Below are 24,348 nucleotides of genomic sequence, written 5' to 3' on the forward strand. Positions count from 1 at the left end.
AAGGAGCACCATGGCTCACGCACCACAAATAAAAATCCCTGCGACTTACATGCGCGGCGGCACCAGCAAAGGCGTGTTCTTCAGCCTCAAGGATCTGCCCGAAGCAGCGCAGGTCCCAGGACCGGCGCGCGACGCTTTGTTGCTGCGAGTGATCGGCAGCCCCGATCCCTACGACAAGCAAATCGACGGCATGGGCGGCGCGACGTCGAGCACCAGCAAAACCGTGATCCTGTCGAAAAGCACCCGCGCCGATCACGACGTCGATTACCTGTTCGGCCAAGTGTCGATCGACAAGCCGTTCGTCGACTGGAGCGGCAACTGCGGCAACCTCTCGGCGGCGGTCGGTTCGTTCGCCATCAGCAACGGTCTGGTCGACGTCAGCCGCATTCCGCACAACGGTGTGGCGGTGGTGCGCGTGTGGCAGGCCAACATCGGCAAGACCATCATTGCCCACGTCCCGATCACCAACGGCGAAGTGCAGGAAACCGGTGATTTCGAACTCGACGGCGTGACCTTTCCGGCGGCGGAAGTGCAGGTTGAATTCATGGATCCGGCGGCGGAAGAAGAGGGCGGCGGTGGCTCGATGTTCCCCACCGGCAATCTGGTCGATGAGCTTGAGGTCCCGGGTGTCGGCACGTTCAAGGCGACCATGATCAATGCCGGGATCCCGACGATATTCGTCAACGCCGAGGACATCGGCTACACCGGCACCGAGCTGCAAGGCGCGATCAACGGCGATCCGCAAGCGCTGCTGATGTTCGAGACGATTCGTGCTTACGGTGCGTTGCGCATGGGCCTGATCGCCAATCTGGAAGAAGCCGCCAAGCGGCAGCACACGCCGAAAGTCGCATTCGTCGCCAAGCCTGCGGATTACGTAGCGTCGAGTGGAAAAGCGATTGCCGCTGGTGATGTCGATCTGCTGGTGCGCGCGTTGTCGATGGGCAAGCTGCACCACGCCATGATGGGCACGGCGGCAGTGGCGATCGGCACGGCGGCAGCGATTTCCGGCACGTTGGTGAATCTCGCTGCGGGAGGCATTGAACGCAACGCGGTGCGTTTCGGGCATCCGTCGGGGACTTTGCGCGTGGGCGCTGAAGCGACGCTGGAGAATGGCGAGTGGGTGGTGAAGAAAGCCATCATGAGCCGCAGTGCGCGGGTGCTCATGGAAGGTTACGTCCGCGTGCCCGGAGATTCCTTTTAAGCGACAGCAATATCCTTGTGGGAGCGAGCCTGCTCGCGAAAGCGATGCATCAGACATGCAAATGTTGACTGACGCTCAGCCTTCGCGAGCAGGCTCGCTCCCACAGTGGATTGCATTTCAATCATAAGAAATCGTTAGCCCTGAACCGAGGTCCCATCAACGAACCACTTCACGAGTGAATCGAACATGAGCGCCAACGTCGACCTGAACAACCGCCCCGATTACGACGCAGTTCTGCAGGACATCGCCGACTACGTCCTCACCTTCAAGCCCGAATCCGCCGAAGCGCTGAACACCGCGCGCAACTGCCTGATCGACACGCTGGGCTGCGGTCTGCTGGCTCTGCGTTTTCCCGAATGCACGAAACACCTCGGCCCGATCGTCGAAGGCACGGTGGTGCCGTTCGGCGCACGAGTGCCGGGCACCAGTTATCGCCTCGATCCGGTCAAGGCCGCCTGGGATATCGGCTGCATCGTCCGCTGGCTCGACTACAACGACACTTGGCTTGCCGCTGAGTGGGGGCATCCATCGGACAACCTCGGTGCCATCCTCGCCGTAGCCGATCACCTGTCACAGAAACGCGTCGCCAACGGTGAGGCGCCGCTGACGGTTCGTGATGTGCTGGAAGCGATGATCATGGCCCACGAGGTTCAAGGCGTGATCGCTCTGGAAAACTCCTTCAACCGGGTTGGACTCGACCACGTCATTCTGGTGAAAGTCGCCTCGACCGCCGTCAGCGCCAGACTGATGGGTGCCAATCGCGAGCAGCTGTTGTCGGCGCTGTCCCATGCCTTCGCCGACGGTCAGGCGCTGCGTACCTATCGCCATGCGCCGAACGCTGGCTCGCGCAAATCCTGGGCGGCGGGGGATGCGGCGAGTCGCGGCGTGCGTCTGGCCGACATCGCCATGCGCGGTGAGATGGGCATTCCCGGTGTGTTGAGCGCGAAGCAGTGGGGCTTCTATGACGTTTCGTTCAGCCACACCAACAACGATCTGGCGCTGAAACCCGCGGACAAACGCGCTTTCAGCTTCTCCCGGCCGTTCGGCAGTTACGTGATGGAAAACGTGCTGTTCAAGATCAGTTTCCCCGCCGAATTCCATGCGCAGACGGCGTGCGAGGCGGCGGTGACCCTGCATCCGCAGGTGCGCAATCGCCTGCACGAGATCGACCGCATCGTCATCACCACCCATGAATCGGCGATCCGCATCATTTCCAAGGTCGGCCCGCTGGCCAATGCCGCCGACCGCGACCACTGCCTGCAATACATGACCGCCGTGCCGCTGGCATTCGGCAATCTGGTGGCTGAGCACTACGAAGACGACTTCCACAAGGCGCATCCGATCATCGATGTGCTGCGCGAAAAAATGCTCATCGTTGAAGAACCGCGCTTCACCCGTGAATACCTTGAGCCTGACAAACGCTCGATTGCCAACGCCGTGCAGGTGTTTTTCAAGGACGGCAGCAGCACCGACAACGTCGTGGTGGAGTACCCGATCGGCCATCGCCGCCGCCGCGCCGAGGGCATTCCGTTGCTGGAGGACAAGTTCAAGGCCAACCTGGCCACGCGTTTCGCCGGCCAGCGTTGCGCTGAGATATTTGCGCTCTGTGAGGATCAGGCGCGGCTTGAAGCCACCGCGGTGAATCGATTCATCGATCTGTTTGTGCTCTGACAGACCGCGTTATCGTTCTTCGCGGGCAAGCCCGCTCCCACAGGGAATTGTGATGAACACAGAAATTGTGAACGCCTTCAGAACCTGTGGGAGCGGGCTTGCCCGCGATAGCGTCAGATCAGGCACCGCAAACCTACTTGAACCGCCGCTCAACGCCTTTCTCCACCAGAATCTTCGCCGAAATCTCTTCCACCGAGAAATGCGTGGAATTGATATGCGGAATGTTTTCGCGGCGGAACAGGTTTTCCACTTCGCGCACTTCGAATTCGCACTGGGCGTAGCTCGAGTAGCGGCTGTTGGGCTTACGCTCATTGCGGATCGCGGTCAGGCGGTCGGGGTCGATGGTCAGGCCGAACAGCTTGTGCTGATGCGCGCGCAGGGCCGTCGGCAGGGTCAGGCGCTCCATGTCGTCTTCGGTCAGCGGATAGTTGGCCGCGCGGATGCCGAACTGCATGGCCATGTACAGACACGTCGGCGTTTTGCCGCATCGCGACACGCCCACTAGTATCAGATCGGCTTTGTCGTAATAGTGGGTGCGCGCGCCGTCATCGTTGTCGAGGGCGAAGTTCACCGCCTCGATGCGCTCCATGTAATTGGAGTTGTGCCCGATGGAATGGGACTTGCCGACGGTGTAGGAAGAGTGCTCGGTGAGCTCCTGTTCGAGCGGCGCGAGGAAGGTCGAGAAAATGTCGATCATGAAACCATTGGACGTTGCGAGAATCTCACGAATGTCCTGATTAACGATGGTGTCGAAGATGATCGGGCGAAAGCCGTCGGTTTCAGCGGCTTTGTTGATTTGTTGTACCATGGCCCGCGCTTTTTCCACGCTGTCGATGTAGGGCCGCGTGAATTTGCTGAAGGTAATGTTTTCGAACTGCGCCAGCAGGCTTTGACCCAGGGTTTCGGCGGTAATGCCGGTGCCATCGGAGATGAAGAAAGCAGATCGTTTCATTTGCACCTTGGGCCTTAAGCTAGTAACGAATCTTGGATATGATAGGCGCGATTTGCCGGCCGCCATTGGCCCGCATTCTCACTTATTTTCCAGGTCCAGGCCATACAACCGGCCAAGGCTCCCCCGGGCCGCCGGTTTCTGAGCTTTTCCAACACAGTTAGTGGAGAGATCACCTTGGTAGAGTACGTAGTTTCCCTCGATAAGCTCGGCAAACACGATGTTGAGCATGTGGGGGGCAAGAACGCATCCCTGGGCGAGATGATCAGTAACCTGGCAGGCGCCGGTGTTTCGGTCCCCGGCGGCTTCGCCACGACGGCTCAGGCCTATCGTGACTTCCTCGAACTGAGCGGCCTGAACGAGCAGATCCACAAGGCCCTCGACGCGCTCGACGTCGACGACGTCAATGCCCTGGCCAAGACCGGCGCGCAGATCCGTCAATGGATCATGGACGCCGAATTCCCGGAAAAACTTAACACCGAGATCCGCACCGCGTTCGCCGCGCTGTCGGTGGGCAACCCTGACGTAGCCGTGGCCGTGCGTTCTTCTGCTACCGCCGAAGACCTGCCGGACGCCTCGTTCGCCGGTCAGCAGGAAACCTTCCTGAACATCCGTGGCGTGGAAAACGTAATCCGCGCCGCCAAAGAGGTGTTCGCTTCGCTGTTCAACGACCGTGCGATTTCCTACCGCGTGCACCAGGGCTTCGACCACAAACTGGTCGCCCTGTCGGCTGGCGTGCAGCGCATGGTGCGCTCGGAAACCGGCACCGCCGGCGTGATGTTCACCCTCGATACCGAATCCGGTTTCCGTGACGTGGTATTCATCACCGGCGCCTACGGCCTGGGTGAAACCGTCGTACAAGGCGCGGTCAACCCGGATGAGTTCTACGTACACAAAGGCACACTGGAGGCCGGTCGTCCGGCGATCCTGCGTCGCAATCTGGGCAGCAAAGCCATCAAGATGATCTACGGCGACGAGGCCAAGGCCGGTCGTTCGGTCAAAACCGTCGATGTCGACAAGGCCGAACGCGCGCGTTTCTGCCTGACCGACGCCGAAGTCAGCGAGCTGGCCAAGCAGGCGATGATCATCGAGAAGCACTACGGCTGCCCGATGGACATCGAGTGGGCCAAGGACGGTGACGACGGCAAGCTGTACATCGTGCAAGCGCGTCCGGAAACCGTGAAAAGCCGCACCCAGGCCAACGTCATGGAACGTTACCTGCTGAAAGAAACCGGCACCGTGCTGGTGGAAGGCCGGGCGATCGGCCAGCGCATCGGCGCCGGCAAAGTACGGATCATCAAAGACGTCTCGGAAATGGACAAGGTCCAGCCGGGCGACGTGCTGGTTTCCGACATGACCGACCCGGACTGGGAACCGGTGATGAAGCGCGCCAGCGCCATCGTCACCAACCGTGGCGGACGTACCTGCCACGCGGCGATCATTGCCCGTGAGCTGGGCATTCCGGCGGTGGTCGGTTGCGGCAACGCCACCCAGCTGCTGAAGGATGGCCAGGGCGTGACCGTATCCTGCGCCGAAGGCGACACCGGTTACATCTTCGAAGGCGAACTGGGCTTCGACATCAAGAAGAACTCCGTCGACGCCATGCCGGAGCTGCCGTTCAAGATCATGATGAACGTCGGCAACCCGGATCGCGCCTTCGACTTCGCCCAATTGCCGAACGCCGGCGTCGGTCTGGCGCGTCTGGAATTCATCATCAACCGCATGATCGGCGTGCACCCGAAAGCGCTGTTGAACTACGACGGTCTGCCGCAGGAAATCAAGGACAGCGTCGACAAGCGTATTGCTGGTTACAGCGACCCCGTCGACTTCTACGTCGACAAACTGGTGGAAGGCATCAGCACCCTGGCTGCAGCGTTCACGCCGAAAAAAGTCATCGTGCGTCTGTCGGACTTCAAGTCCAACGAATACGCCAACCTGATCGGCGGCAAGCTCTACGAGCCGGAAGAAGAAAACCCGATGCTGGGCTTCCGTGGCGCTTCGCGTTACATCAGCGAATCTTTCCGCGATTGCTTCGAGCTCGAATGCCGCGCGCTGAAACGCGTGCGCAACGAGATGGGCCTGACCAACGTGGAAATCATGGTGCCGTTCGTCCGTACTCTCGGCGAAGCCAGCCAGGTGGTCGATCTGCTCGCCGAAAACGGCTTGAAGCGTGGCGAGAACGGTCTGCGCGTGATCATGATGTGCGAGCTGCCATCCAACGCGATTCTGGCTGAGGAATTCCTCGAATTCTTCGACGGTTTCTCGATCGGCTCCAACGACCTGACCCAACTGACGCTGGGTCTGGACCGTGACTCGGGGATCATCGCGCACCTGTTCGACGAACGTAATCCAGCGGTCAAGAAGCTGTTGGCCAACGCCATTCAGGCCTGCAACAAGGCTGGCAAGTACATCGGCATCTGCGGTCAGGGTCCTTCGGACCACCCGGATCTGGCCAAGTGGCTGATGGAACAGGGCATCGAGAGCGTGTCGCTGAACCCGGACACCGTGCTGGAAACCTGGTTCTTCCTCGCCGAAGGTCAGGCGCAGGCTTGATCAACATGTGAACGGGCCGCGCCCCCTGTAGGAGCGAGCCTGCTCGCGAAGACGGAGCAACATTCACCATGGATGTTGATTGATACACCGCTTTCGCGAGCAGGCTCGCTCCCACATGGGCCGGGCCTTGAGATTGAAGTAGGGCGGGCTCCATCGGATGCCGCCCTTTTTTGTGCAAGAGCATTATGCAAAGCAGCAGCAACCTGTTTCCTGTCGCGCTGATCAGCGCCGAGCGGCGCGGCGATCTGAGCGAAGACGTCTATCGATTGAAACCCGGCAACAGCCCGGACTGGTCCGTGGAGATCGCCGTCACCCGCCTGGGCATGGCCGATGACACGGCGCCACGCGGCGTGCCGGTGATTCTGTTGCACGGCAGCTTTTCCAATCGGCGCTTCTGGTTTTCCCCCAAAGGCCTCGGGCTCGGCGCGTATCTGACGCGGCTGGGCTTCGACGTGTGGATTCCGGAAATGCGCGGTCACGGCCTGTCCCAGCGCAACGAGGACTATCGGCGCAACCGCGTGGCCGATTACGCCCGTTACGATCTGCCGGCGATTGCCGCGTTCGTGCGTGAGCAGAGCGGACAGATCCCGCACTGGATCGGCCGTTCGCTGGGCGGCATCACCCTGGCAGCAGCGCTCGGCGGCGAGTATCTCGGCGAACCGGCCGTGGCCTCGGCGGCGTTTTTCGGCACCCAGGTCAGCCGCACCTATTGGCCTTTGAAAATCCCACCGGTGGAGTGGGGCGGGCGCTTTATTCTCAAGCGTTTCGCGCAGTTGTCCGGCTCACGCCTCAAGCGCGGCCCGGAAGACGAACCGATTGGCCTGGCCATCGAAAGCATGCGCTGGTACGGCTTGTTCGGTCGCTTCGGCGACAAGGACAAGGACTGGTGGGCCGGACTTGCCGAGGTTCAGGTACCGGTGCTGGCGGTGACGGCAGCGGGCGATCATCAGGATCCGGCGTGGGCTTGCCGCAAGCTGTTCGAGCAGATCGGCGCCGAGCACAAGCAGTTCATCAACCTGGGCCGCGAGCAGGGCTTCTCGGATAATTTCGGCCATGTCGAAATGCTGGTGAGCAAAGCTGCGCAGGCTGAAGTGTGGCCGCTGGTGGCGCGCTGGTTGAAGGATCAGCAGACACCGTTGCTTGCGCAGCCAGCGAATCTGGCCGCTGCAGTGTGAGGGGCGTTCCGTTCAGCCTGGCTTGCGGCTAAGATATGACGCATTGTGCGGTTCCGGTCATATTTCGTGACTGTTTAGCGATAACGTTTCAGCCGCGGTTCAGGTTCGCTCAGCGACCATGGCATGGACTAAGGTAAACAGCGACCGCCGGAACTCGTCTAATCAGAATGCGGCATCCTTGATCGTCTTCCTTGTTACAGGAGTTTTTCGATGGAACATTACCTTACGCCTGACCTGTGCGACGCCTACCCGGAGCTGGTGCAGGTGCTGGAACCGATGTTCAGCAATTTCGGCGGCCGGGATTCCTTCGGCGGCGAAATCGTGACCATCAAGTGCTTCGAAGACAATTCGCTGGTCAAGGAGCAGGCCGAACTCAACGGCAAAGGCAAAGTGCTGGTGGTTGATGGCGGCGGTTCGCTGCGCCGCGCCCTGCTGGGCGACATGATCGCCGCCAAGGCCGCGCAGAACGGCTGGGAAGGGCTGGTGATCTACGGTTGCATCCGTGACGTCGACGTCATCGCCCAGACCGATCTCGGCGTGCAGGCGCTGGCCAGCCACCCGATGAAAACCGACAAGCGCGGCATCGGCGACCTCAACGTCCCGGTGACTTTCGCCGGCGTGACGTTCCACCCAGGCCAATACATTTATGCGGACAACAACGGCGTGATCGTGTCGCCGAGCCCGCTGAAGATGCCTGAATAAGCTTTTCGACAAGGGATGCGGATGTTCGAGGAAGAAAACGCGCAATGGGGGCTGGTGCATGCCCTGGTGCTGGACGGCAAGGGCGGTGCGCGTTCGATAGCCCGGACTGAGCTCGACGATTTGCAGCTGCAGGCCCATGAAAGCCTGTGGCTGCACTGGGATCGCAGCCATCCGCAGACCCGTACCTGGCTGCGCAAATCCAGCGGGCTCAATGAATTCACCTGCGATCTGTTGCTGGAAGAGAATACCCGCCCGCGTCTGTTGCCATTGCCCGACTCCGAGCTGTTGCTGTTTCTGCGCGGGGTCAATCTCAACCCTGGGGCCGAGCCGGAAGACATGGTCTCGGTACGGATTTTCGCCTCCGCTCAGCGCGTGATTTCCCTGCGCTTGCGCCCGTTGCGCGCTACGGATGAGTTGCTGGCGCTGCTGGTTGAGGGCAAAGGGCCGAAAACTTCTTCGGAATTGATGCTGTATCTGGCGCAGTTCCTCACCAATAAAGTGCAGGATCTGGTCACGTGCCTGTCGGAAGTGGTCGATGAAGAGGAAGAAAAACTCGACGCCGACGAACGGTATACGCCCGAGCACGGGGCGATTTTGCACATCCGCCGTCGGGCCGCCGGGCTGAAGCGTTTTCTTGCGCCGCAGCGGGATATTTTTGGACAGCTGACCCGGATAAAATTGCCGTGGTTCGTCGAAGACGACGCCGACTACTGGAACGAATTGAACAACAGCCTGACCCGTTATCTGGAAGAGCTCGAATTGACTCGAGAGCGTGTGGGGCTTGTGCTGGAGGCCGAAGATCGGCGTTTGAGCGTGCACATGAATCGCACCATGTACCGCTTCGGCATCATTACCTGCATCTTTTTGCCGATGAGTTTCATCACCGGTCTGCTCGGGATAAATGTCGGCGGTATTCCGTTTGCCGAAAGCCCGTATGGTTTCCTGATTGCCTGCCTGACGGTACTCGCCCTGGCGTTCGGTCAGTGGTGGTTGTTCCGTCGATTGCGCTGGGTGTGAACATGGCGCATGTGACCCGAGTAAAACTGCCCGCGTCTTTCACAGACATCACGAGAGGTGCGTATGCACGATCCGTTTGAACAGTCTTTGCGCGACATGCTCAACGCTTCGCCGTCCAGCCGCGACGACGATGCCTGCCTGGGCCGCGTACTCAAAACCGCCAACCGCCAGGTTGGCGCCGGTGATCTGTTCAGCCTGCTGGGCCGCTGGCTGCCCGCGCTGATGATCGCCCTGAACAATGGCTCGGCGCATGTCTCGCCGGTTTCCCGTCTTCGTAAAACCACTGCTCGCACTGCTGATAAGGCTGATTGAATATGGAACTTGATCTCTGGACTCAGAGCCTCGTCACTGCAATGACTGCGTTGTGGACCAAAGTCGCTAACTTCATTCCGAACCTGTTCGGCGCACTGGTTGTGCTGCTGTTGGGTTTCGTCGTGGCCAAACTGCTCGACACCTTGCTCTCCAAATTGCTCGCCAAACTCGGCCTTGATCGTCTGATGGGCGGCACCGGGCTGACCAAGCTGATGTCGCGGGCCGGGCTGCAGGTGCCGATCTCGACGCTGATCGGTAAAATCGTCTACTGGTTCGTTCTGCTGATTTTTCTGGTTTCCGCGGCAGAATCCCTTGGCCTTGAGCGAGTTTCAGCTACGCTGGACATGCTGGCGTTGTATCTGCCGAAAGTATTCGGCGCCGCGCTGGTATTGCTGGTCGGTGTCCTGCTGGCGCAACTGGCCAACGGGCTGGTGCGCGGCGCAGCAGAAGGCGTAGGCCTGGACTACGCTTCCGGGTTGGGACGGATCGCGCAGGGGCTGGTCATTATCATCAGTATCTCGGTGGCGATCAGCCAGCTCGAGGTCAAGACCGACCTGCTGAACCATGTAATTGTCATCGTTTTGATTACCGTTGGTCTGGCAGTTGCGCTGGCCATGGGTTTGGGAAGCCGGGAAATTGCCGGTCAGATTCTTGCGGGAATCTATGTGCGTGAGCTGTATGAGGTTGGGCAACAAGTGCGTGTTGGCGAGGTCGAAGGCCAGATCGAAGAGATCGGCACGGTTAAAACCACATTGCTGACCGATGAGGGTGAGCTAGTCTCTCTCTCCAATCGGATCCTGCTGGAACAGCATGTGAGTAGCCGCTAAACCGGCAAACCCTGCTAATGTATGCCGCCGCAAAATGCCAGCCGAGGCTGGTTGTGGCGGACATTGACCTGACTGTCGGCACGACTTGTTTTGAATAAAGCCCAACCGCTATCCACGCGCTACGACCCCCGCGAGCTCTCTGATGAGGAGTTGGTCGCGCGCTCGCATACCGAGCTGTTTCACGTAACGCGCGCCTACGAAGAGTTGATGCGGCGTTACCAGCGAACATTATTTAACGTCTGCGCGAGATATCTTGGGAACGATCGCGACGCAGACGATGTCTGTCAGGAAGTGATGCTGAAGGTGCTGTACGGCCTGAAGAACTTCGAGGGGAAATCGAAGTTCAAAACCTGGCTTTACAGCATCACTTACAACGAATGCATCACGCAGTATCGGAAGGAACGGCGTAAGCGTCGCTTGATGGACGCTCTCAGTCTGGACCCTCTTGAAGAAGCGTCTGAAGAAAAGGCGCCGAAGCCGGAGGAGAAGGGTGGGCTTGATCGCTGGCTGGTGTATGTGAATCCGATTGACCGCGAAATTCTGGTGCTACGATTTGTCGCAGAGCTGGAGTTTCAGGAGATCGCAGACATCATGCACATGGGTTTGAGTGCGACAAAAATGCGTTACAAACGCGCTCTAGATAAATTGCGTGAGAAATTTGCAGGCATTGCTGAAACTTAGTTCAGCGCAAATATCTCTTACGTGTAGGCAAGTTCTGATAGACTTGCCGCCGAGTTGTCCCCCGGTTTGCGGGACTGCTTCACAATCACCAGATGGGGATTTAACGGATGAAACTGAAAAACACCTTGGGCTTGGCCATTGGTTCTCTGATTGCCGCCACTTCGTTCGGCGCTCTGGCACAAGGCCAAGGCGCAGTTGAAATCGAAGGCTTCGCTAAGAAAGAACAATTCGACAGCGCTCGTAACTTCAAGAACAACGGCAACCTGTTCGGCGGTTCGATCGGTTACTTCCTGACCGACGACGTTGAACTGCGTCTGGGCTACGACGAAGTGCACAACGTACGTGCCGACGATGGCAAGAACGTCAAAGGCGCTAACACCGCTCTGGACGCTCTGTACCACTTCAACAACCCAGGCGACATGATTCGTCCATACGTTTCGGCCGGTTTCTCTGACCAGAGCATCGACCAGAACGGTTCGAACGGTCGTAACCGTTCCACCTTCGCCAACGTTGGCGGCGGTGCCAAGCTGTACTTCACCGAGAACTTCTACGCCCGTGCCGGCGTTGAAGCTCAGTACAACATCGACCAGGGCGACACCGAGTGGGCTCCTAGCGTCGGTATCGGTGTGAACTTCGGTGGCGGCTCCAAGCCAGCTGCTGCTCCAGTTCCAGCACCTGCTGAAGTCTGCTCCGACAGCGACAACGATGGCGTTTGCGACAACGTTGACAAGTGCCCGGACACCCCAGCCAACGTAACCGTTGACGCTGATGGCTGCCCAGCAGTTGCTGAAGTTGTTCGTGTTGAGCTGGACGTGAAATTCGACTTCGACAAGTCGGTAGTCAAGCCTAACAGCTATGGCGACATCAAAAACCTGGCTGACTTCATGAAGCAGTACCCATCCACCACCACTACTGTTGAAGGTCACACTGACTCCGTCGGTCCTGACGCTTACAACCAGAAACTGTCCGAGCGTCGTGCAAACGCCGTTAAGCAAGTTCTGACCAACCAGTACGGTGTTGAATCGTCCCGCGTTCAGTCTGTTGGCTACGGCGAATCCCGCCCAGTTGCTGACAACAAAACTGAAGCTGGCCGCGCTGTAAACCGTCGCGTAGAAGCGCAGGTTGAAGCTCAAGCTAAGTAATTAGCTGCCGCTGATGGAAAAGCCCGGCTCAGGCCGGGCTTTTCTTTGTCTGCGATTTGGCTTCGCCGCTTAAAAGCGCGTGCGCGCGTTACGCCGTGCAGGAGCTGCCGAAGGCTGCGATCTTTTGCTCTTGCACGACACCAGCCACCGCACCAATCACCAGAATCGCCGGGCTCTTCAATTCAAACGCCGAGGCATCCTCAGCCATCGCACTCAGGTCACTGCGACATTCACGCTGATGCGCCAACGAGGCGTTTTCGATCATCGCCACCGGCGTATCCGCCGCCATCCCTCCCGCCAGCAGCTGATCACGAATCTCGCCCAGCTTGGCCACGCCCATGTAAACCACCAGCGTCGTCCCGCCTTGCGCCAGCGCCTGCCAGTTCAACTGGCTGTCATCCTGGGTGTGCGCAGTCACCAACGTTACTCCGCGCGCCACGCCCCGCAACGTCAGCGGAATATCGCACTGCGTCGCCCCGGCCAGCCCGGCGGTAATGCCATTGACCAGTTCCACTTCAACCCCGCGCTCGCGCAACCACTGCGCTTCTTCGCCACCGCGGCCGAAAATGCACGGATCGCCGCCCTTCAGGCGCACTACGCATTTGCCCTGGCGTGAATAACGCAGCATCAGCCGATGAATGAATGCCTGTGGCGTCGAACGGCAGCCGCCGCGCTTGCCAACGGGAATAACCCGCGCAGTCGGGCAGTGTTCCAGCACGGCGTCGTTGACCAGATCATCGATCATCACCACATCGGCCTCGCGCAACGCCCGCACCGCTTTGAGCGTCAACAACTCCGGATCGCCAGGGCCTGCGCCCACCAGCCAGACTTTCGCATTCATGGTGTTGTCCTCGTTAAATGACCGCGACCGGCCGCGCTTCGGCAGCCAGCAGACGCTTGATTTCCGGCACGCAGGAACCGCATTGCGTACCGCATCGGAGATTGTTTTTCAGGCCTTGCAGATCCAGGCCCTGGCGAATGCCGGCGCAGACTGCGTTGAGACTGACGTTTTCGCAATTGCACAAGGTCTTGTCGCTCGCAATGGCGCCGACAGCGCCCGGCGGCGCGCTCATCGGCGCGAGCAGCCAGCGCCGCAGTTGTTGGTCGGCACGGCCCTCCAGCCACAGGCTTTGCAGCCAGTGTTGCGCAAGGGTTTCGCCGGCGAGGCGAATCGCAGTGATACGGCCGTTTTCGATACGCACCCGCTTGCCGATGGCTCGGCGAGGGTCGTCGTAGGCCAGAACCGGGCCATCCAGCAGCGAGAGGCATTGGTCGATCTCGCCCAGCAACTGTGGATCGGGCGCCTCAGCGTGTGCAGCGCGTATCAGCAACGCTGGCCGCTCACGACCGACAAGGCTGAGGCTGACGTAGGAAAACGCCTCGCACAGCGGTCGTAGCGTCTCGAAATGCCGCTGAACATCACCCTCGATCAAAGCGAACAGTTGCCACGGCAGGTTGACTGCCTCCAGACGCACGCCGCTGTGCTTGAGCTCCGGTTGCCTGGACAGCGGATCAAACGCCGACAAGGTCAGCGTGTTGACGCCGCCCTTGAGATAGCGATCGCCCCAGTGCATCGGCAGAAACGCCTGGCCCGGACGCACGCTGTCGTCGCTGCCGACCGCAACAATCAGGGCGCCACGGCGGCTTTTCAGATTGACCAGATCGCCGGGATGCAAGCGGTGCCGACGCATTTCGTCCGGGTGCAGGCTCAGCACGGCTTCGCTGACGTGGCCGAACAATTGCGCGGCGGTGCCGGTGCGGCTCATGCCGTGCCACTGGTCACGCAGGCGACCGGTGATCAAAGTCAGCGGGAAGCGCGCGTCGCGTTGTTCCTTGGCGGCGCGGTACGGATCGGCAATGAACTGCGCGCGGCCGCTGGCCGTAGGAAAGACGCCGTCTTCGTAGAGTCGTGGCGTGCCTTGGCGGGCGCCGGCAGGGAAGGGCCATTGCTGCGGGCCGATCTCGTCGATCAAGGCATGACTGATTCCGCACAGATCCAGGTCTCGCCCTTGGGTCAGCGCTTTGAATTCATCAAACAACTGCGAAGGTTGATGGAAAGCGAACAGGCTCGGCTGCCTGGGGCGCAGACGTTTCTCCAGACGCTGTGCGAAATCCACCGTGATTGCCCAGTCCGGCCGCGCTTCGCCCGGTGCGACAACCGCTTTGCGCACGTGGGAAATACGCCGCTCGGAGTTGGTCACCGAACCTTCTTTCTCGCCCCAACTGGCGGCGGGTAACAGCAGGTCGGCAAACGCAGCGGTTTCGGTGGTGCGAAAGGCTTCCTGCAACACCACAAAAGGGCAGGCCTCAAGCGCTGCGCGGACTGCGCTCTGGTCTGGCATCGATTGCGCCGGGTTGGTACAGGCGATCCACAGTGCTTTGATTTTGCCGCTGCGCAGGTTTTCGAACAGTTCGATGGCGCTCAGGCCCGACGCCTCGGGCAAGCTCTCCACGCCCCAGTACGCCGCCACTTCGGCGCGATGTTCCGGGTTGGCGGCATCGCGATGGCCCGGCAACAGATTGGACAGACTGCCGGTTTCCCGCCCACCCATGGCATTTGGCTGACCCGTCAGGGAGAAAGGTCCTGCACCGGGTCGGCCGATTTGCCCGGTGGCCAGGTGCAGATTGATCAGCGCGCTGTTTTTTGCGCTGCCGGCGGTGGACTGATTCAGGCCCATGCACCACAGCGACAGGAAGCTCGGCGCAGTGCCGACCCATTCTGCGCATTGCTGCAGTTGCTCGATGCTGATGCCGCACAGTTGCGAAACCATTTGCGGCGTGTAATCGCGGACCAGGGTTTTAAGATCGGCGAGGCCTTCGGTGTGCGCCTTGATGAAATCGCGATCAATCCAGTCTTCCCACAACAGCAGATGCAAAATCCCATGGAACAAAGCGACATCGGTGCCCGGAAGAATCGCCAGATGCAGGTCAGCCAAATCGCAGGTATCGGTACGACGCGGGTCGATCACGATGACTTTCATCTGCGGGCGACGGGATTTGGCTTCCTCCAGCCGACGGAAAAGTACCGGATGGGCGTAGGCCATGTTACTGCCGACGATCATCACGCAGTCGCTCAGCTCCAGGTCTTCGTAACTGCACGGCGGTGCGTCGGCGCCGAGGCTGCGTTTGTAACCGACCACCGCCGAGGACATGCACAGCCGCGAATTGCTGTCGATGTTGTTGGTGCCGACCAGCGCCCGCGCCAGTTTGTTGAAGGCGTAATAGTCCTCGGTGAGCAACTGCCCGGAGATGTAGAACGCCACGCTGTCCGGGCCGTGTTCGGCGATGGTTTCGGCAAACACATTGGTCGCGTGGTCGAGGGCGGTATCCCAGTCAGTACGGCTGCGCGCCAGGCCTTTGCCCAGGCGCAGTTCCGGGTACAAGGCGCGGGCGGCGAGGTCGCCGGTCAGGTGCAGCGTCGAGCCTTTGCTGCACAGTTTGCCGAAGTTGGCCGGGTGCGCCGGATCGCCGCTGACGCCGAGGATGCGCTCGCCGTCATGCTCGATCAGTACGCCGCAGCCGACCCCGCAGTAACAGCAGGTCGAGGCGGTCGTCTGGCGGTTCATCAGATGGCGTCCCGCAGGGCCAGTTGCACCCGGCCATTCTCGACCCGCGCCGGATGATGGTGCGCACAGCCGATGTCCGGCGCCTGGGCTTCGCCGGTTGCGAGGTCGATCTGCCAGTTGTGGAGCGGGCAGGCCACGCGCTTGCCGTAGATCAGGCCTTGCGACAATGGCCCACCCTTGTGCGGGCAGCGATCATCGAGGGCGAAAACCTCGTCGTCGCTTGTACGAAAAATCGCGATGTCTCCTTTCGGCCCGGCAATGATCCGCGAACCGAGGGCGTTGATCTCTTCCAGCGCACAGATATCGAGCCAGTTCATGCCGGCACCTCCAGGTTTTTCACGGGGATCACGTCGAATTCTTTCTTCAGTTGCGGCTGCGCCAGGCGCTCTTTCCATGGGTCCTGTTCGAACGACAGGGAGAATTGCAGGCGCTCGTTGAGGGCCTTGCGCCGCTCGGCGTCTTCGAGCACGTTCTTCTTGATGTGCTCCATGCCGACCCGTTGCAGGTAGTGCACGGTGCGCTCAAGGTAGAAGGCTTCTTCGCGGTAGAGCTGGAGGAATGCGCCGTTGTATTCACGGACTTCCTCGGCAGTCTTGAGCTTGACGAAGAACTCGGCGACTTCGGTCTTGATCCCGCCGTTGCCACCGATGTACATCTCCCAGCCGGAGTCGACGCCGATAATTCCTACGTCCTTGATGCCCGCTTCCGAGCAGTTGCGTGGGCAACCGGACACCGCCAGCTTCACTTTGTGCGGCGACCACATGTTGAACAGGTCGTGCTCGAGTTCGATGCCCAGTTGCGTCGAGTTCTGCGTGCCGAAGCGGCAGAACTCGCTGCCAACGCAGGTTTTCACCGTGCGGATGGATTTGCCGTAGGCGTGGCCGGACGGCATGTCGAGGTCTTTCCAGACGCCGGGCAGATCCTGTTTCTTGATCCCCAGCAAGTCGATGCGCTGACCGCCGGTGACCTTGACCATCGGCACGTTGTACTTGTCGGCCACATCGGCGATTCGGCGCAGTTCTGATGGGTTGGTGACGCCGCCCCACATGCGCGGCACGACGGAATAGGTGCCGTCCTTCTGGATGTTGGCGTGGGCGCGTTCGTTGATCAGGCGCGATTGCGGATCGTCCTTGGCCTCGCCCGGCCAGGTGGAAATCAGGTAGTAGTTGAGCGCCGGGCGACAGGTCGCGCAGCCATTCGGTGTGCGCCAGTTCAGGTAACTCATGGTCTCGGCGATGGTCAGCAGGTGTTCCTGACGGATCGCCTGACGAATCTGCCCGTGGTTGAGGTCGCTGCAACCGCAGATGGCTTTTTCGCTTTTCGGTTTGACGTCCGCCGCGCCACCGACGGTGTTAATCAGGATCTGCTCGACCAGCCCGGCGCAGGAGCCGCAGGAGCTCGCAGCCTTGGTGTGTTTCTTCACTTCATCGACGCTGAACAGGCCGTGTTCCTGGATCGCCTTGACGATGGTGCCCTTGCACACACCATTGCAGCCGCAGACTTCGGCGCTGTCGGCCATGACCATGGCTTTGTCCTGGCCCTGATGTCCTACGTCGCCTAATGCATTTTCTCCAAACATCAGGTGATCGCGGATTTCGCCGATGGCGTGATTCTCACGAATCTGCCGGAAATACCAACCGCCATCTGCCGTATCGCCGTACAGACAGGCGCCGACCAGCACGTCATCCTTGATCACCAGTTTTTTGTACACACCGCCGATCGGGTCGGAGAGGGTGATGGTCTCGGTGCCTTCGCCGCCCATGAAATCGCCGGCGGAGAACAGGTCGATGCCGGTGACTTTCAATTTGGTCGAAGTCACCGAGCCCTGATAGCGAGCGAAACCCAGTTGCGCGAGGTGATTGGCGCAGACCTTGGCCTGTTCGAACAGCGGTGCGACCAGACCGTAGGCGATGCCGCGATGGCTGGCGCATTCGCCGATTGCGTAGATGCGCGGGTCGTAGGTTTGCAGGGTGTCGTTGACCAGAATCCCGCGATTGCACGGAATGCCGGCCTTTTCTGCCAGTTCAGTGTTGGGACGGATGCCGGCGGCCATTACCACCAGATCGGCAGGGATGATGTCGCCGTTCTTGAACTGCACCGAGCCGACCCGGCCATTGCCGGCGTCGTGCAGGGCTTGGGTCTGTTCGCACAGGCGAAAATGCAGGCCACGGGATTCCAGCGCCGATTGCAGAAGCTGGCCGCTGGTCTTGTCCAGTTGCCGCTCCAGCAGCCATTCGCCGAGGTGCACCACGGTCACGTGCATGCCGCGCAGCATCAGGCCGTTGGCCGCTTCGAGGCCGAGCAGACCGCCGCCGATGACCACGGCGTGCTTGTGGGTCCTGGCGGTGTCGATCATGGCCTGGGTGTCGGCGATGTCGCGATAACCGATCACGCCCTGCAAGGTGTTGCCGGGGATTGGCAGGATGAACGGAGTCGAGCCGGTGGCGATCAATAGACGGTCATACTCGGCCTCGGTGCCGTCCTCGGCGATTACCCGGCGTTTGACCCGGTCGATCTCCACCACTTTGCGGTTGAGCAGCAACTTGATGTTGTTTTCCAGGTACCAGTCGAGGTCGTTCAGCACGATCTCTTCGAAGGTCTGCTCACCGGCCAGCACCGGCGACAGCAGGATGCGGTTGTAGTTGGTGTGCGGTTCGGCGCCGAAGACGGTGATGTCGTAGAGCTCGTCGCTCAGCTTGAGCAGTTCTTCCAGGGTACGGACCCCGGCCATGCCATTGCCGATCATCACCAGTTTGAGTTTTTTCATCAGGTTCTCCGGGAGCTGCGGCTGGCCTCTGGTGGGCCGTCGGGCCTTGCTCGACAAATTTTGCGCAAACAAAAAAAGGCGTCCCGCTAGTTGCCTAGCGAGGACGCCTTTGTCCTGGTCCCGTTCTCTCGGGAAGCGCAGCCTTCGTCGTTGAAGGTTGGGCTTTATGTATGGTGATTGGGGTAATGCAGTGGTTGTGCCAACTTGTTATGGCGCCGCAATTGCTGGTTTTTTTGCCCGATTGGAGCTGGCTCGATGCACTTTCTCGAGGCGTGTTGCGCTTTTTTGGAGCGCAGGATCAAAAGATCGCAGCCTTCGGCAGCTCCTACAGGTGTACGCAACCAACTGTAGGAGCTGCCGAAGGCTGCGATCTTTTCAGGGCTGATGAAACAACAGAACCAGCAGCACCACATTCCCCAGCAACGACACCAAAGCCATCGTCCGCCAGACCTTCAACGGCTCCCGCTCCAACAAAGGCCGGGGCCGCACACTCAAACTTTGCCGCTCACCCTGTTCCAGCACCAGCAGCCACTCTTCAGCGGTTTCGAAGCGTTGCTGCGGATCGGCGGCGACGCCGCGTTCCAGACTTTGCGCCAGCCAGTCCGGCAAGTCCGGGCGATAGCGACTGGCATTCACCGGCACGCCAAATCGGGGCCGTTGAAACGCTTCGATCTCGCCATAGGGGAAATGCCCGGTGAGCAGGTAATAGAGAGTGACGCCGACTGAATACAAATCCTGCTGCGCATTCGGTGGTTCGCCACGAAACGCTTCGGGGGCGATAAAGCTTGGCGTCCCCGGCAGCGTCGCCGGCGCGTCTTGCGACAGCCCGGGGCAGTAAGCCAGACCGAAATCCAGCAGGCGCAGCTCGCCATCGTCACCTGACAGCAGGTTTTCCGGTTTGATGTCGCGATGCAGAATCTGCCGCCGATGCAGCAGCCCGACCGCGCGCAACAGCCGCTCGGCGATGTCCTGCCACTGCGCCAAAGGCAACGGGCCGCTGTGTTGAAACACGTCGGCCAGCGTCGTCCCGGCGTATTCGCGCATCACGTAATACAAATGCTGACGGTGAGTGCAGGCATGGATTTGCGGAAAATGCCGGCCGGCCACGCGCTTTAGGAACCATTCCTCGGACAGCAGCGCCTGCCCGGCTTGCGGGTCGTCGGCCAGGCGCGTCGGCAAGGTCTTCAACAGCCAAGACTGGCCCTGACCATCAAGCACGCGATACAGCAATGATTGCTGGCTCTGGCCGATGATGCCTTGCACCTGCCAGCCTTCAAACGCTTGCCCGGGTTTCAGCGCCGGCGGCAGCGGCCATTGCTGCAATTGCACCAGCGCATCGCCGATGCTCGCTTCGCCCAGCGCATCGACGCGCACCAGCAGGGCACTGGCGTTGTCCTGACTGCCGGCCAGATGCGCGGCGTTGACCAAGGTTTGCGCCGCGCTGGGCAGATCCACTTGATCGCGCAGAATCGCCGCGATCGCGGTATCGCCCAAGGTCGACCAGACGCCGTCGCTGAGCAGCACGAAGCTTTCGCCCTCACGCAGTTCGCCGTCGAGGAAATCCAGGACCAGATGCTGATCGAGCCCGAGCGCACGTTTGAGCACGTGTTGCATGCCCGGTTGCTCCCAGACGTGATCCTCGCTGATGCGCTGCAAGCGCTCGGCGTGCCAGCGATAGACCCGGCAATCGCCGACATGGGCGAGGGTGAAGCGTCGACCACGCATCACCAGCGCGCTGACCGTGGTCAGCAGCGGTTGCCCGCCGCCGTTGGCCTGCAGCCAGCGATTTTGCGCGAGCAGCAGGCGATCCAGCGCCTGGGCCACGCTCCAGGTTTCCGGCGTGGCGTAGTAGTCCAGCGCCAGGGCCTGCAAGGTCGAACGCGCGGCGAGGCCGCCATCGGCGCACTGGCTGACGCCGTCGGCGATGGCGAAAAGATAACCCTTGCTCACCGCCAGTGCCGGCGCCGGTGTCACTGAACGCAGGGCGTCCTGATTCTCCGCGCGCGGGCCGGTGGCGCTGGCTTCGGCGAAGCTCAGTTGCAGGGCCATTGGGGCCTCAGACCCGCGCCGCTGTCACCGCCGCCGAACCCCAGGTGGTTCTCCAGCGACGCTTGACGCCGTGCAGGCCAAACCATGCCAGCACGCCGAGGCTGGCGAACAACCACAGCGCCAATTGATAACTGCCGGTGCTTTGCTTGATCGCGCCCATGCCGGCCGCCAGGGCGAAGCCGCCAATTCCGCCGGCCATGCCGATCAGCCCGGTCATCACGCCGATCTCCAGACGAAAACGCTGCGGTACCAGTTGGAAAACCGCACCGTTGCCGGCGCCCAAGCCGAGCATGGTGCAGACGAAAAGCGCCAGCGCCGCGTAGGAACTTGGCAGATTGAAGCCCACCGCTGCGATGCAGATGGCAGCGACGGTGTACATCGCCAGCAAGGTGCGGATGCCGCCGAAGCGATCGGCCAGCGCGCCACCCAATGGCCGCATCAGGCTGCCGCCGAACACGCAGGCAGCGGTGTAGTAACCGGCGGTTACCGGGCTCAGACCGTATTGATCGTTGAAGTAACCGGGCAGGGCACTCGCCAGGCCGATGAAGCCGCCGAAGGTGACGCTGTAGAAAAACATGAACCACCAGCTGTCGCGATCACCGAGGGCCTTGAAGTAGTCGGCCATGGCTTTCGGCTTTGGCCGCTGGGGAGCGTTTTTTGCCAACAGGGCGAACAGCACCAAAGTCAGGACCAGCGGGATCAGGGCAAACCCGAAGACATTGCTCCAGCCGAACGCGGCGGCAATCACTGGCGCCAGCAGCGCGGCGAACACGGTGCCGGAGTTGCCCGCACCGGCGATGCCCATGGCTTTGCCTTGGTGCTCTGGCGGATACCATTGCGAGGCCAGCGGCAGGGCCACGGCAAACGACGCGCCGGCCATGCCGAGGAACAGGCCGAGGATCAGCGCCTGTTCATAACTGTGGATGCCCAGTTTCCAGGCGCCGAACAGCGCGCAGATGACGATGACCTGGCCGATCAGCCCGGCGGTCTTCGGCGACAAGCGATCAGCGAGCATGCCCATGGCGAAGCGCAACACCGCGCCGGCCAGAATCGGCGTGGCGACGACAAGGCCGCGTTGCTGGGTGGTCAGGTGCAGGTCGGCGGCAATCTGCACCGCCAGCGGGCCGAGCAGGTACCAGACCATGAAGCTCAGGTCGAAATACAGAAAGGCCGCGAACAGGGTCGGGGTATGGCCGGATTTCCAGAAGCTTGAATTCATCGCGCACCTCGGCTGAAAAGAGTCTCGAAAGGAGTCATGCACAGCAGGTGGAGCGCCTCACGGCCGCACCACCGGCCCCGTTCTGTGGGGCCAAAACGCAAAAACGCCGCTACCTGATTCGCCGAGGGGCGAACGGGGTGAGCGACGTCTTTGTCGTAGGTGGGGCAACCGCCGTTGGTTACCTGTGCGGTTTACTTAGCGAGATTTGTGCCAACAGCTGAAAAGCAAAAGCCCCTCACCCTAGCCCTCTCCCAGAGGGAGAGGGAACCGAGCGGGGGATGTCCGAATCATTTGCCGATCTGAACGATTTCGAGTGAATCCATAATCGACTCGGTCGTTCAGGTCGGCGGACAGCGCAAGACAACGCGGTCGGTCCCCTCTCCCTCCGGGAGAGGGAACCGAGCGGGGGATGGCCGAATCATTTGCCGATCTGAACGATTTCGAGTGAATCCATAATCGACTCGGTCGTTCAGGTCGGCGGACAGCGCCAGACAACGCGGTCGGTCCCCTCTCCCTCCGGGAGAGGGCTAGGGTGAGGGGCTCTTGATTTGCAGCGAAAACTTCAGCCCAGCAACTCGCTCATGGCAATGATCTGCTCCGCCACCTGAATCAGCTTCTGCTGGCGGCTCATCGCCTGGCGGCGCATCAGCGTATAGGCCTCTTCCTCGTTGCAGTCCTTCATCTTCATCAGCAAACCCTTGGCCAGTTCAATGCGCTTGCGCTCGGCCAGTTGCTGATCGCGCGCCTGCAATTGCGCGCGCAAGGCCTGGTCACTCTCGAAGCGCGCCATCGCCACGTCGAGAATCGGCTGCAACCGTTGTGCGTGAATGCCTTCGACGATGTAGGCACTGACCCCGGACTTGATCGCCTGACGCATCACCCCCGGGTCATGTTCGTCGGTAAACATCACGATCGGCCGGGGCTGGTCGCGGCTGACCAGCACCACTTGCTCCATGACATCGCGGCTCGGTGACTCGGTATCGATCAGGATCACGTCCGGGCGCACCGTTTCGACGCGCGCCGGCAGGTCGATGGTCAGGCCGGACTCGTCGATTACCTCGAAGCCGGCCTCGGTCAGCGCCGCTTTCAGGCGTCCGACTTTTTTCGCGGTGTCGTTGATCAGCAGAATGCGCAACATGTTCGCGGTCTCCTGTCAGCGCTGGGCGAGAAGGGGGGCGGTGTCGCTCAGGGCATGCAGTTTGAAACTGCGCGCATAACCCGCCGGGTCGCTGCCGTCCCAGACCTTGCCGTCGAGCAACTGGCTGCTGCGCAGGTCTGCGTACGAAGTCGCAACACCGACAGCGCTGGCGGCCTCGCGATACAGATCCAGACGCTGAACCTGGCGGGCTACGGCCAGATAATCCGGATCCTCGCGCAACAGACCCCAGCGACGAAACTGGGTCATGAACCACATGCCGTCGGAGAGGTACGGCAGATTGACCTCGCCACCGCCGTGAAAACGCAGCGCATGCGGGTCCTGCCAGCGATTGCCGAGGCCGTCGGCGTAGTCGCCCATGAAACGCGGCTCGATGCAGGCGGCGGGGGTGTCGAGGTATTCGGTGGCGCTGAGCAATTGCGCGGTACTGCGGCGGTTTTCCGGGCTTTCTTCGATGAAGCGGCTGGCCTCAAGAATGGCCATGACCAGCGCCCGCGCGGTGTTGGGGTATTGCTCGACAAATTCCCGGGTGCAGCCGAGGACTTTTTCCGGGTGGTCGGGCCAGATGCTCTGGCTGGTCGCCAGGGTGAAACCGAGATTCTGCTGCACGGCGCTGGCCGCCCACGGTTCGCCGACGCAAAAGCCGTCGATGCGCCCGGCTTGCAGGTGCGCAACCATTTGCGGCGGCGGCACCACCACGCTGTCGACGTCCTGCAACGGATGAATGCCCTGGCTCGCCAGCCAGTAATAAAGCCACATCGCATGGGTGCCGGTGGGGAAGGTCTGGGCGAAGGTCAGTTTTGCGCGGCTTTGGTGCACATGCTGATCGAGCGCTTCAGGACTGTTCACGCCAGCCTGTTGCAAACCATGGGACAGGTTCAGGCTCTGGCCATTCTGGTTCAGGCCCATCAGCACTGCCATGTCGGTCGGGGCGACGCCGCCGATGCCCAGGTGCACCGCGTAAATCAGTCCGTACAGGCTGTGCGCGGCATCCAGTTCGCCGCTGACCAGTTTGTCGCGCAGGTTGGCCCATGAGGCCTGACGTTTGAGGTTCAGCGTCAGGCCGTAGGGCTGGGCGAAGCCCTGGGTGGCGGCGACCACCACCGAGGCGCAGTCGCTCAGCGCCATGAAGCCGAGATTGATCGCGCTCTTCTCCGGCGCATCGCTGCCATTGACCCAGGCCAAAGGCCCCAAGGACGTTTCGTTCATACGCTACCTCAAAAAAAACGTCGTCCCGGATTCTGCGCAGGCAAAACCCGGGGACGACGCCATTGTCCTGGCCTGCGCGCCGTCATTGGTCGGCAGACTGATGAGCGGGGTGGTGCAAGGCATATGCCAGTCGCCTGATTCGCGCAGGCGCC

Annotated in this window: 19 protein-coding genes; 10 read left to right on the forward strand and 9 right to left on the reverse strand. The window is 60.9% G+C overall.

Going from position 1 to position 24,348, the window contains the following annotated elements; translation table 11 throughout:
• Window positions 1-10: 10 nt before the first annotated feature.
• Together prpF and prpD are read left to right on the forward strand one after the other, a co-directional pair.
• Window positions 11-1,201: a 2-methylaconitate cis-trans isomerase PrpF gene (prpF, locus tag AB4N85_RS04060; protein WP_460067092.1), complete on the forward strand. Its 1,191-nt coding sequence runs from the start codon at window positions 11-13 to the stop codon at window positions 1,199-1,201.
• 186 nt (window positions 1,202-1,387) lie between these two features.
• On the forward strand, window positions 1,388-2,872 hold the full coding sequence (gene prpD, locus AB4N85_RS04065) for a 2-methylcitrate dehydratase (protein ID WP_460067095.1): 1,485 nt from the start codon (window positions 1,388-1,390) through the stop codon (window positions 2,870-2,872).
• A 133-nt stretch (window positions 2,873-3,005) separates the two neighbouring features.
• On the opposite strand, the gene ppsR is transcribed toward prpD, so the two are convergent.
• On the reverse strand, window positions 3,006-3,824 hold the full coding sequence (ppsR, locus tag AB4N85_RS04070) for a posphoenolpyruvate synthetase regulatory kinase/phosphorylase PpsR (RefSeq protein WP_016773826.1): 819 nt from the start codon (window positions 3,822-3,824) through the stop codon (window positions 3,006-3,008).
• Window positions 3,825-3,998: 174 nt separating this feature from the next.
• On the opposite strand from ppsR, the gene ppsA reads away from it, so the two are divergent.
• From ppsA to AB4N85_RS04110, 8 genes are all read left to right on the forward strand, one after another.
• Complete coding sequence (gene ppsA / locus AB4N85_RS04075; protein WP_236169159.1) at window positions 3,999-6,374, forward strand: phosphoenolpyruvate synthase; 2,376 nt, start codon at window positions 3,999-4,001, stop codon at window positions 6,372-6,374.
• Window positions 6,375-6,559: 185 nt separating this feature from the next.
• Entirely contained in the window at window positions 6,560-7,549 is a 990-nt protein-coding gene (locus AB4N85_RS04080) for an alpha/beta fold hydrolase (protein WP_460067100.1), read from the forward strand.
• 210 nt (window positions 7,550-7,759) lie between these two features.
• On the forward strand, window positions 7,760-8,251 hold the full coding sequence (gene rraA, locus AB4N85_RS04085; protein ID WP_016773829.1) for a ribonuclease E activity regulator RraA: 492 nt from the start codon (window positions 7,760-7,762) through the stop codon (window positions 8,249-8,251).
• A 21-nt stretch (window positions 8,252-8,272) separates the two neighbouring features.
• The gene (locus AB4N85_RS04090; RefSeq protein ID WP_150635862.1) at window positions 8,273-9,268 is read left to right on the forward strand and encodes a zinc transporter ZntB; all 996 of its coding nucleotides are present in this window, start codon (window positions 8,273-8,275) and stop codon (window positions 9,266-9,268) included.
• A 63-nt stretch (window positions 9,269-9,331) separates the two neighbouring features.
• On the forward strand, window positions 9,332-9,580 hold the full coding sequence (locus AB4N85_RS04095; RefSeq protein ID WP_003223293.1) for a hypothetical protein: 249 nt from the start codon (window positions 9,332-9,334) through the stop codon (window positions 9,578-9,580).
• A 2-nt stretch (window positions 9,581-9,582) separates the two neighbouring features.
• The gene (locus tag AB4N85_RS04100; protein ID WP_016773831.1) at window positions 9,583-10,407 is read left to right on the forward strand and encodes a mechanosensitive ion channel family protein; all 825 of its coding nucleotides are present in this window, start codon (window positions 9,583-9,585) and stop codon (window positions 10,405-10,407) included.
• 90 nt (window positions 10,408-10,497) lie between these two features.
• Complete coding sequence (gene sigX, locus AB4N85_RS04105; protein ID WP_016773832.1) at window positions 10,498-11,088, forward strand: RNA polymerase sigma factor SigX; 591 nt, start codon at window positions 10,498-10,500, stop codon at window positions 11,086-11,088.
• 107 nt (window positions 11,089-11,195) lie between these two features.
• On the forward strand, window positions 11,196-12,230 hold the full coding sequence (locus AB4N85_RS04110; RefSeq protein ID WP_039762998.1) for an OmpA family protein: 1,035 nt from the start codon (window positions 11,196-11,198) through the stop codon (window positions 12,228-12,230).
• Between the two features lie 88 nt (window positions 12,231-12,318).
• On the opposite strand, the gene cobA is transcribed toward AB4N85_RS04110, so the two are convergent.
• From cobA to AB4N85_RS04150, 8 genes are all read right to left on the reverse strand, one after another.
• Window positions 12,319-13,071, reverse strand: a complete 753-nt coding sequence (gene cobA, locus AB4N85_RS04115) for a uroporphyrinogen-III C-methyltransferase (protein WP_252879747.1) — start codon at window positions 13,069-13,071, stop codon at window positions 12,319-12,321.
• A gap of 13 nt (window positions 13,072-13,084) precedes the next feature.
• Complete coding sequence (locus AB4N85_RS04120; RefSeq protein ID WP_460067108.1) at window positions 13,085-15,796, reverse strand: nitrate reductase; 2,712 nt, start codon at window positions 15,794-15,796, stop codon at window positions 13,085-13,087.
• A complete protein-coding gene (gene nirD / locus AB4N85_RS04125) occupies window positions 15,796-16,113 on the reverse strand; it encodes a nitrite reductase small subunit NirD (RefSeq protein ID WP_041479130.1) in 318 nt (105 codons plus the stop codon). Before nirD ends, AB4N85_RS04120 begins: the two co-directional genes overlap by 1 nt.
• On the reverse strand, window positions 16,110-18,563 hold the full coding sequence (gene nirB / locus AB4N85_RS04130) for a nitrite reductase large subunit NirB (RefSeq protein WP_016773837.1): 2,454 nt from the start codon (window positions 18,561-18,563) through the stop codon (window positions 16,110-16,112). The genes nirD and nirB overlap by 4 nt, the downstream gene beginning before the upstream one ends.
• Before the next feature lie 375 nt (window positions 18,564-18,938).
• On the reverse strand, window positions 18,939-20,612 hold the full coding sequence (locus AB4N85_RS04135) for a bifunctional protein-serine/threonine kinase/phosphatase (RefSeq protein ID WP_252869079.1): 1,674 nt from the start codon (window positions 20,610-20,612) through the stop codon (window positions 18,939-18,941).
• 7 nt (window positions 20,613-20,619) lie between these two features.
• Window positions 20,620-21,831, reverse strand: a complete 1,212-nt coding sequence (locus AB4N85_RS04140; protein WP_016773839.1) for a nitrate/nitrite transporter — start codon at window positions 21,829-21,831, stop codon at window positions 20,620-20,622.
• 562 nt (window positions 21,832-22,393) lie between these two features.
• Complete coding sequence (locus tag AB4N85_RS04145) at window positions 22,394-22,969, reverse strand: ANTAR domain-containing response regulator (RefSeq protein WP_007916390.1); 576 nt, start codon at window positions 22,967-22,969, stop codon at window positions 22,394-22,396.
• Between the two features lie 15 nt (window positions 22,970-22,984).
• Window positions 22,985-24,196 (reverse strand): CmpA/NrtA family ABC transporter substrate-binding protein, encoded by a 1,212-nt coding sequence (locus AB4N85_RS04150; RefSeq protein WP_258707840.1) that lies wholly within the window; start codon window positions 24,194-24,196, stop codon window positions 22,985-22,987.
• Window positions 24,197-24,348: the final 152 nt, after the last annotated feature.

It is taken from the genome of Pseudomonas sp. H1_G08 (assembly GCF_054681355.1).

Coding starts and splice junctions, on each gene's coding strand:
- prpF (WP_460067092.1), top strand. CDS start 11: ATGGCTCACGCACCACAAATAAAAATCCCTGCGACTTACATGCGCGGC.
- prpD (WP_460067095.1), top strand. CDS start 1,388: ATGAGCGCCAACGTCGACCTGAACAACCGCCCCGATTACGACGCAGTT.
- ppsR (WP_016773826.1), bottom strand. CDS start 3,824: ATGAAACGATCTGCTTTCTTCATCTCCGATGGCACCGGCATTACCGCC.
- AB4N85_RS04080 (WP_460067100.1), top strand. CDS start 6,560: ATGCAAAGCAGCAGCAACCTGTTTCCTGTCGCGCTGATCAGCGCCGAG.
- rraA (WP_016773829.1), top strand. CDS start 7,760: ATGGAACATTACCTTACGCCTGACCTGTGCGACGCCTACCCGGAGCTG.
- AB4N85_RS04090 (WP_150635862.1), top strand. CDS start 8,273: ATGTTCGAGGAAGAAAACGCGCAATGGGGGCTGGTGCATGCCCTGGTG.
- AB4N85_RS04095 (WP_003223293.1), top strand. CDS start 9,332: ATGCACGATCCGTTTGAACAGTCTTTGCGCGACATGCTCAACGCTTCG.
- AB4N85_RS04100 (WP_016773831.1), top strand. CDS start 9,583: ATGGAACTTGATCTCTGGACTCAGAGCCTCGTCACTGCAATGACTGCG.
- AB4N85_RS04110 (WP_039762998.1), top strand. CDS start 11,196: ATGAAACTGAAAAACACCTTGGGCTTGGCCATTGGTTCTCTGATTGCC.
- cobA (WP_252879747.1), bottom strand. CDS start 13,071: ATGAATGCGAAAGTCTGGCTGGTGGGCGCAGGCCCTGGCGATCCGGAG.
- AB4N85_RS04120 (WP_460067108.1), bottom strand. CDS start 15,796: ATGAACCGCCAGACGACCGCCTCGACCTGCTGTTACTGCGGGGTCGGC.
- nirD (WP_041479130.1), bottom strand. CDS start 16,113: ATGAACTGGCTCGATATCTGTGCGCTGGAAGAGATCAACGCCCTCGGT.
- nirB (WP_016773837.1), bottom strand. CDS start 18,563: ATGAAAAAACTCAAACTGGTGATGATCGGCAATGGCATGGCCGGGGTC.
- AB4N85_RS04135 (WP_252869079.1), bottom strand. CDS start 20,612: ATGGCCCTGCAACTGAGCTTCGCCGAAGCCAGCGCCACCGGCCCGCGC.
- AB4N85_RS04140 (WP_016773839.1), bottom strand. CDS start 21,831: ATGAATTCAAGCTTCTGGAAATCCGGCCATACCCCGACCCTGTTCGCG.
- AB4N85_RS04145 (WP_007916390.1), bottom strand. CDS start 22,969: ATGTTGCGCATTCTGCTGATCAACGACACCGCGAAAAAAGTCGGACGC.
- AB4N85_RS04150 (WP_258707840.1), bottom strand. CDS start 24,196: ATGAACGAAACGTCCTTGGGGCCTTTGGCCTGGGTCAATGGCAGCGAT.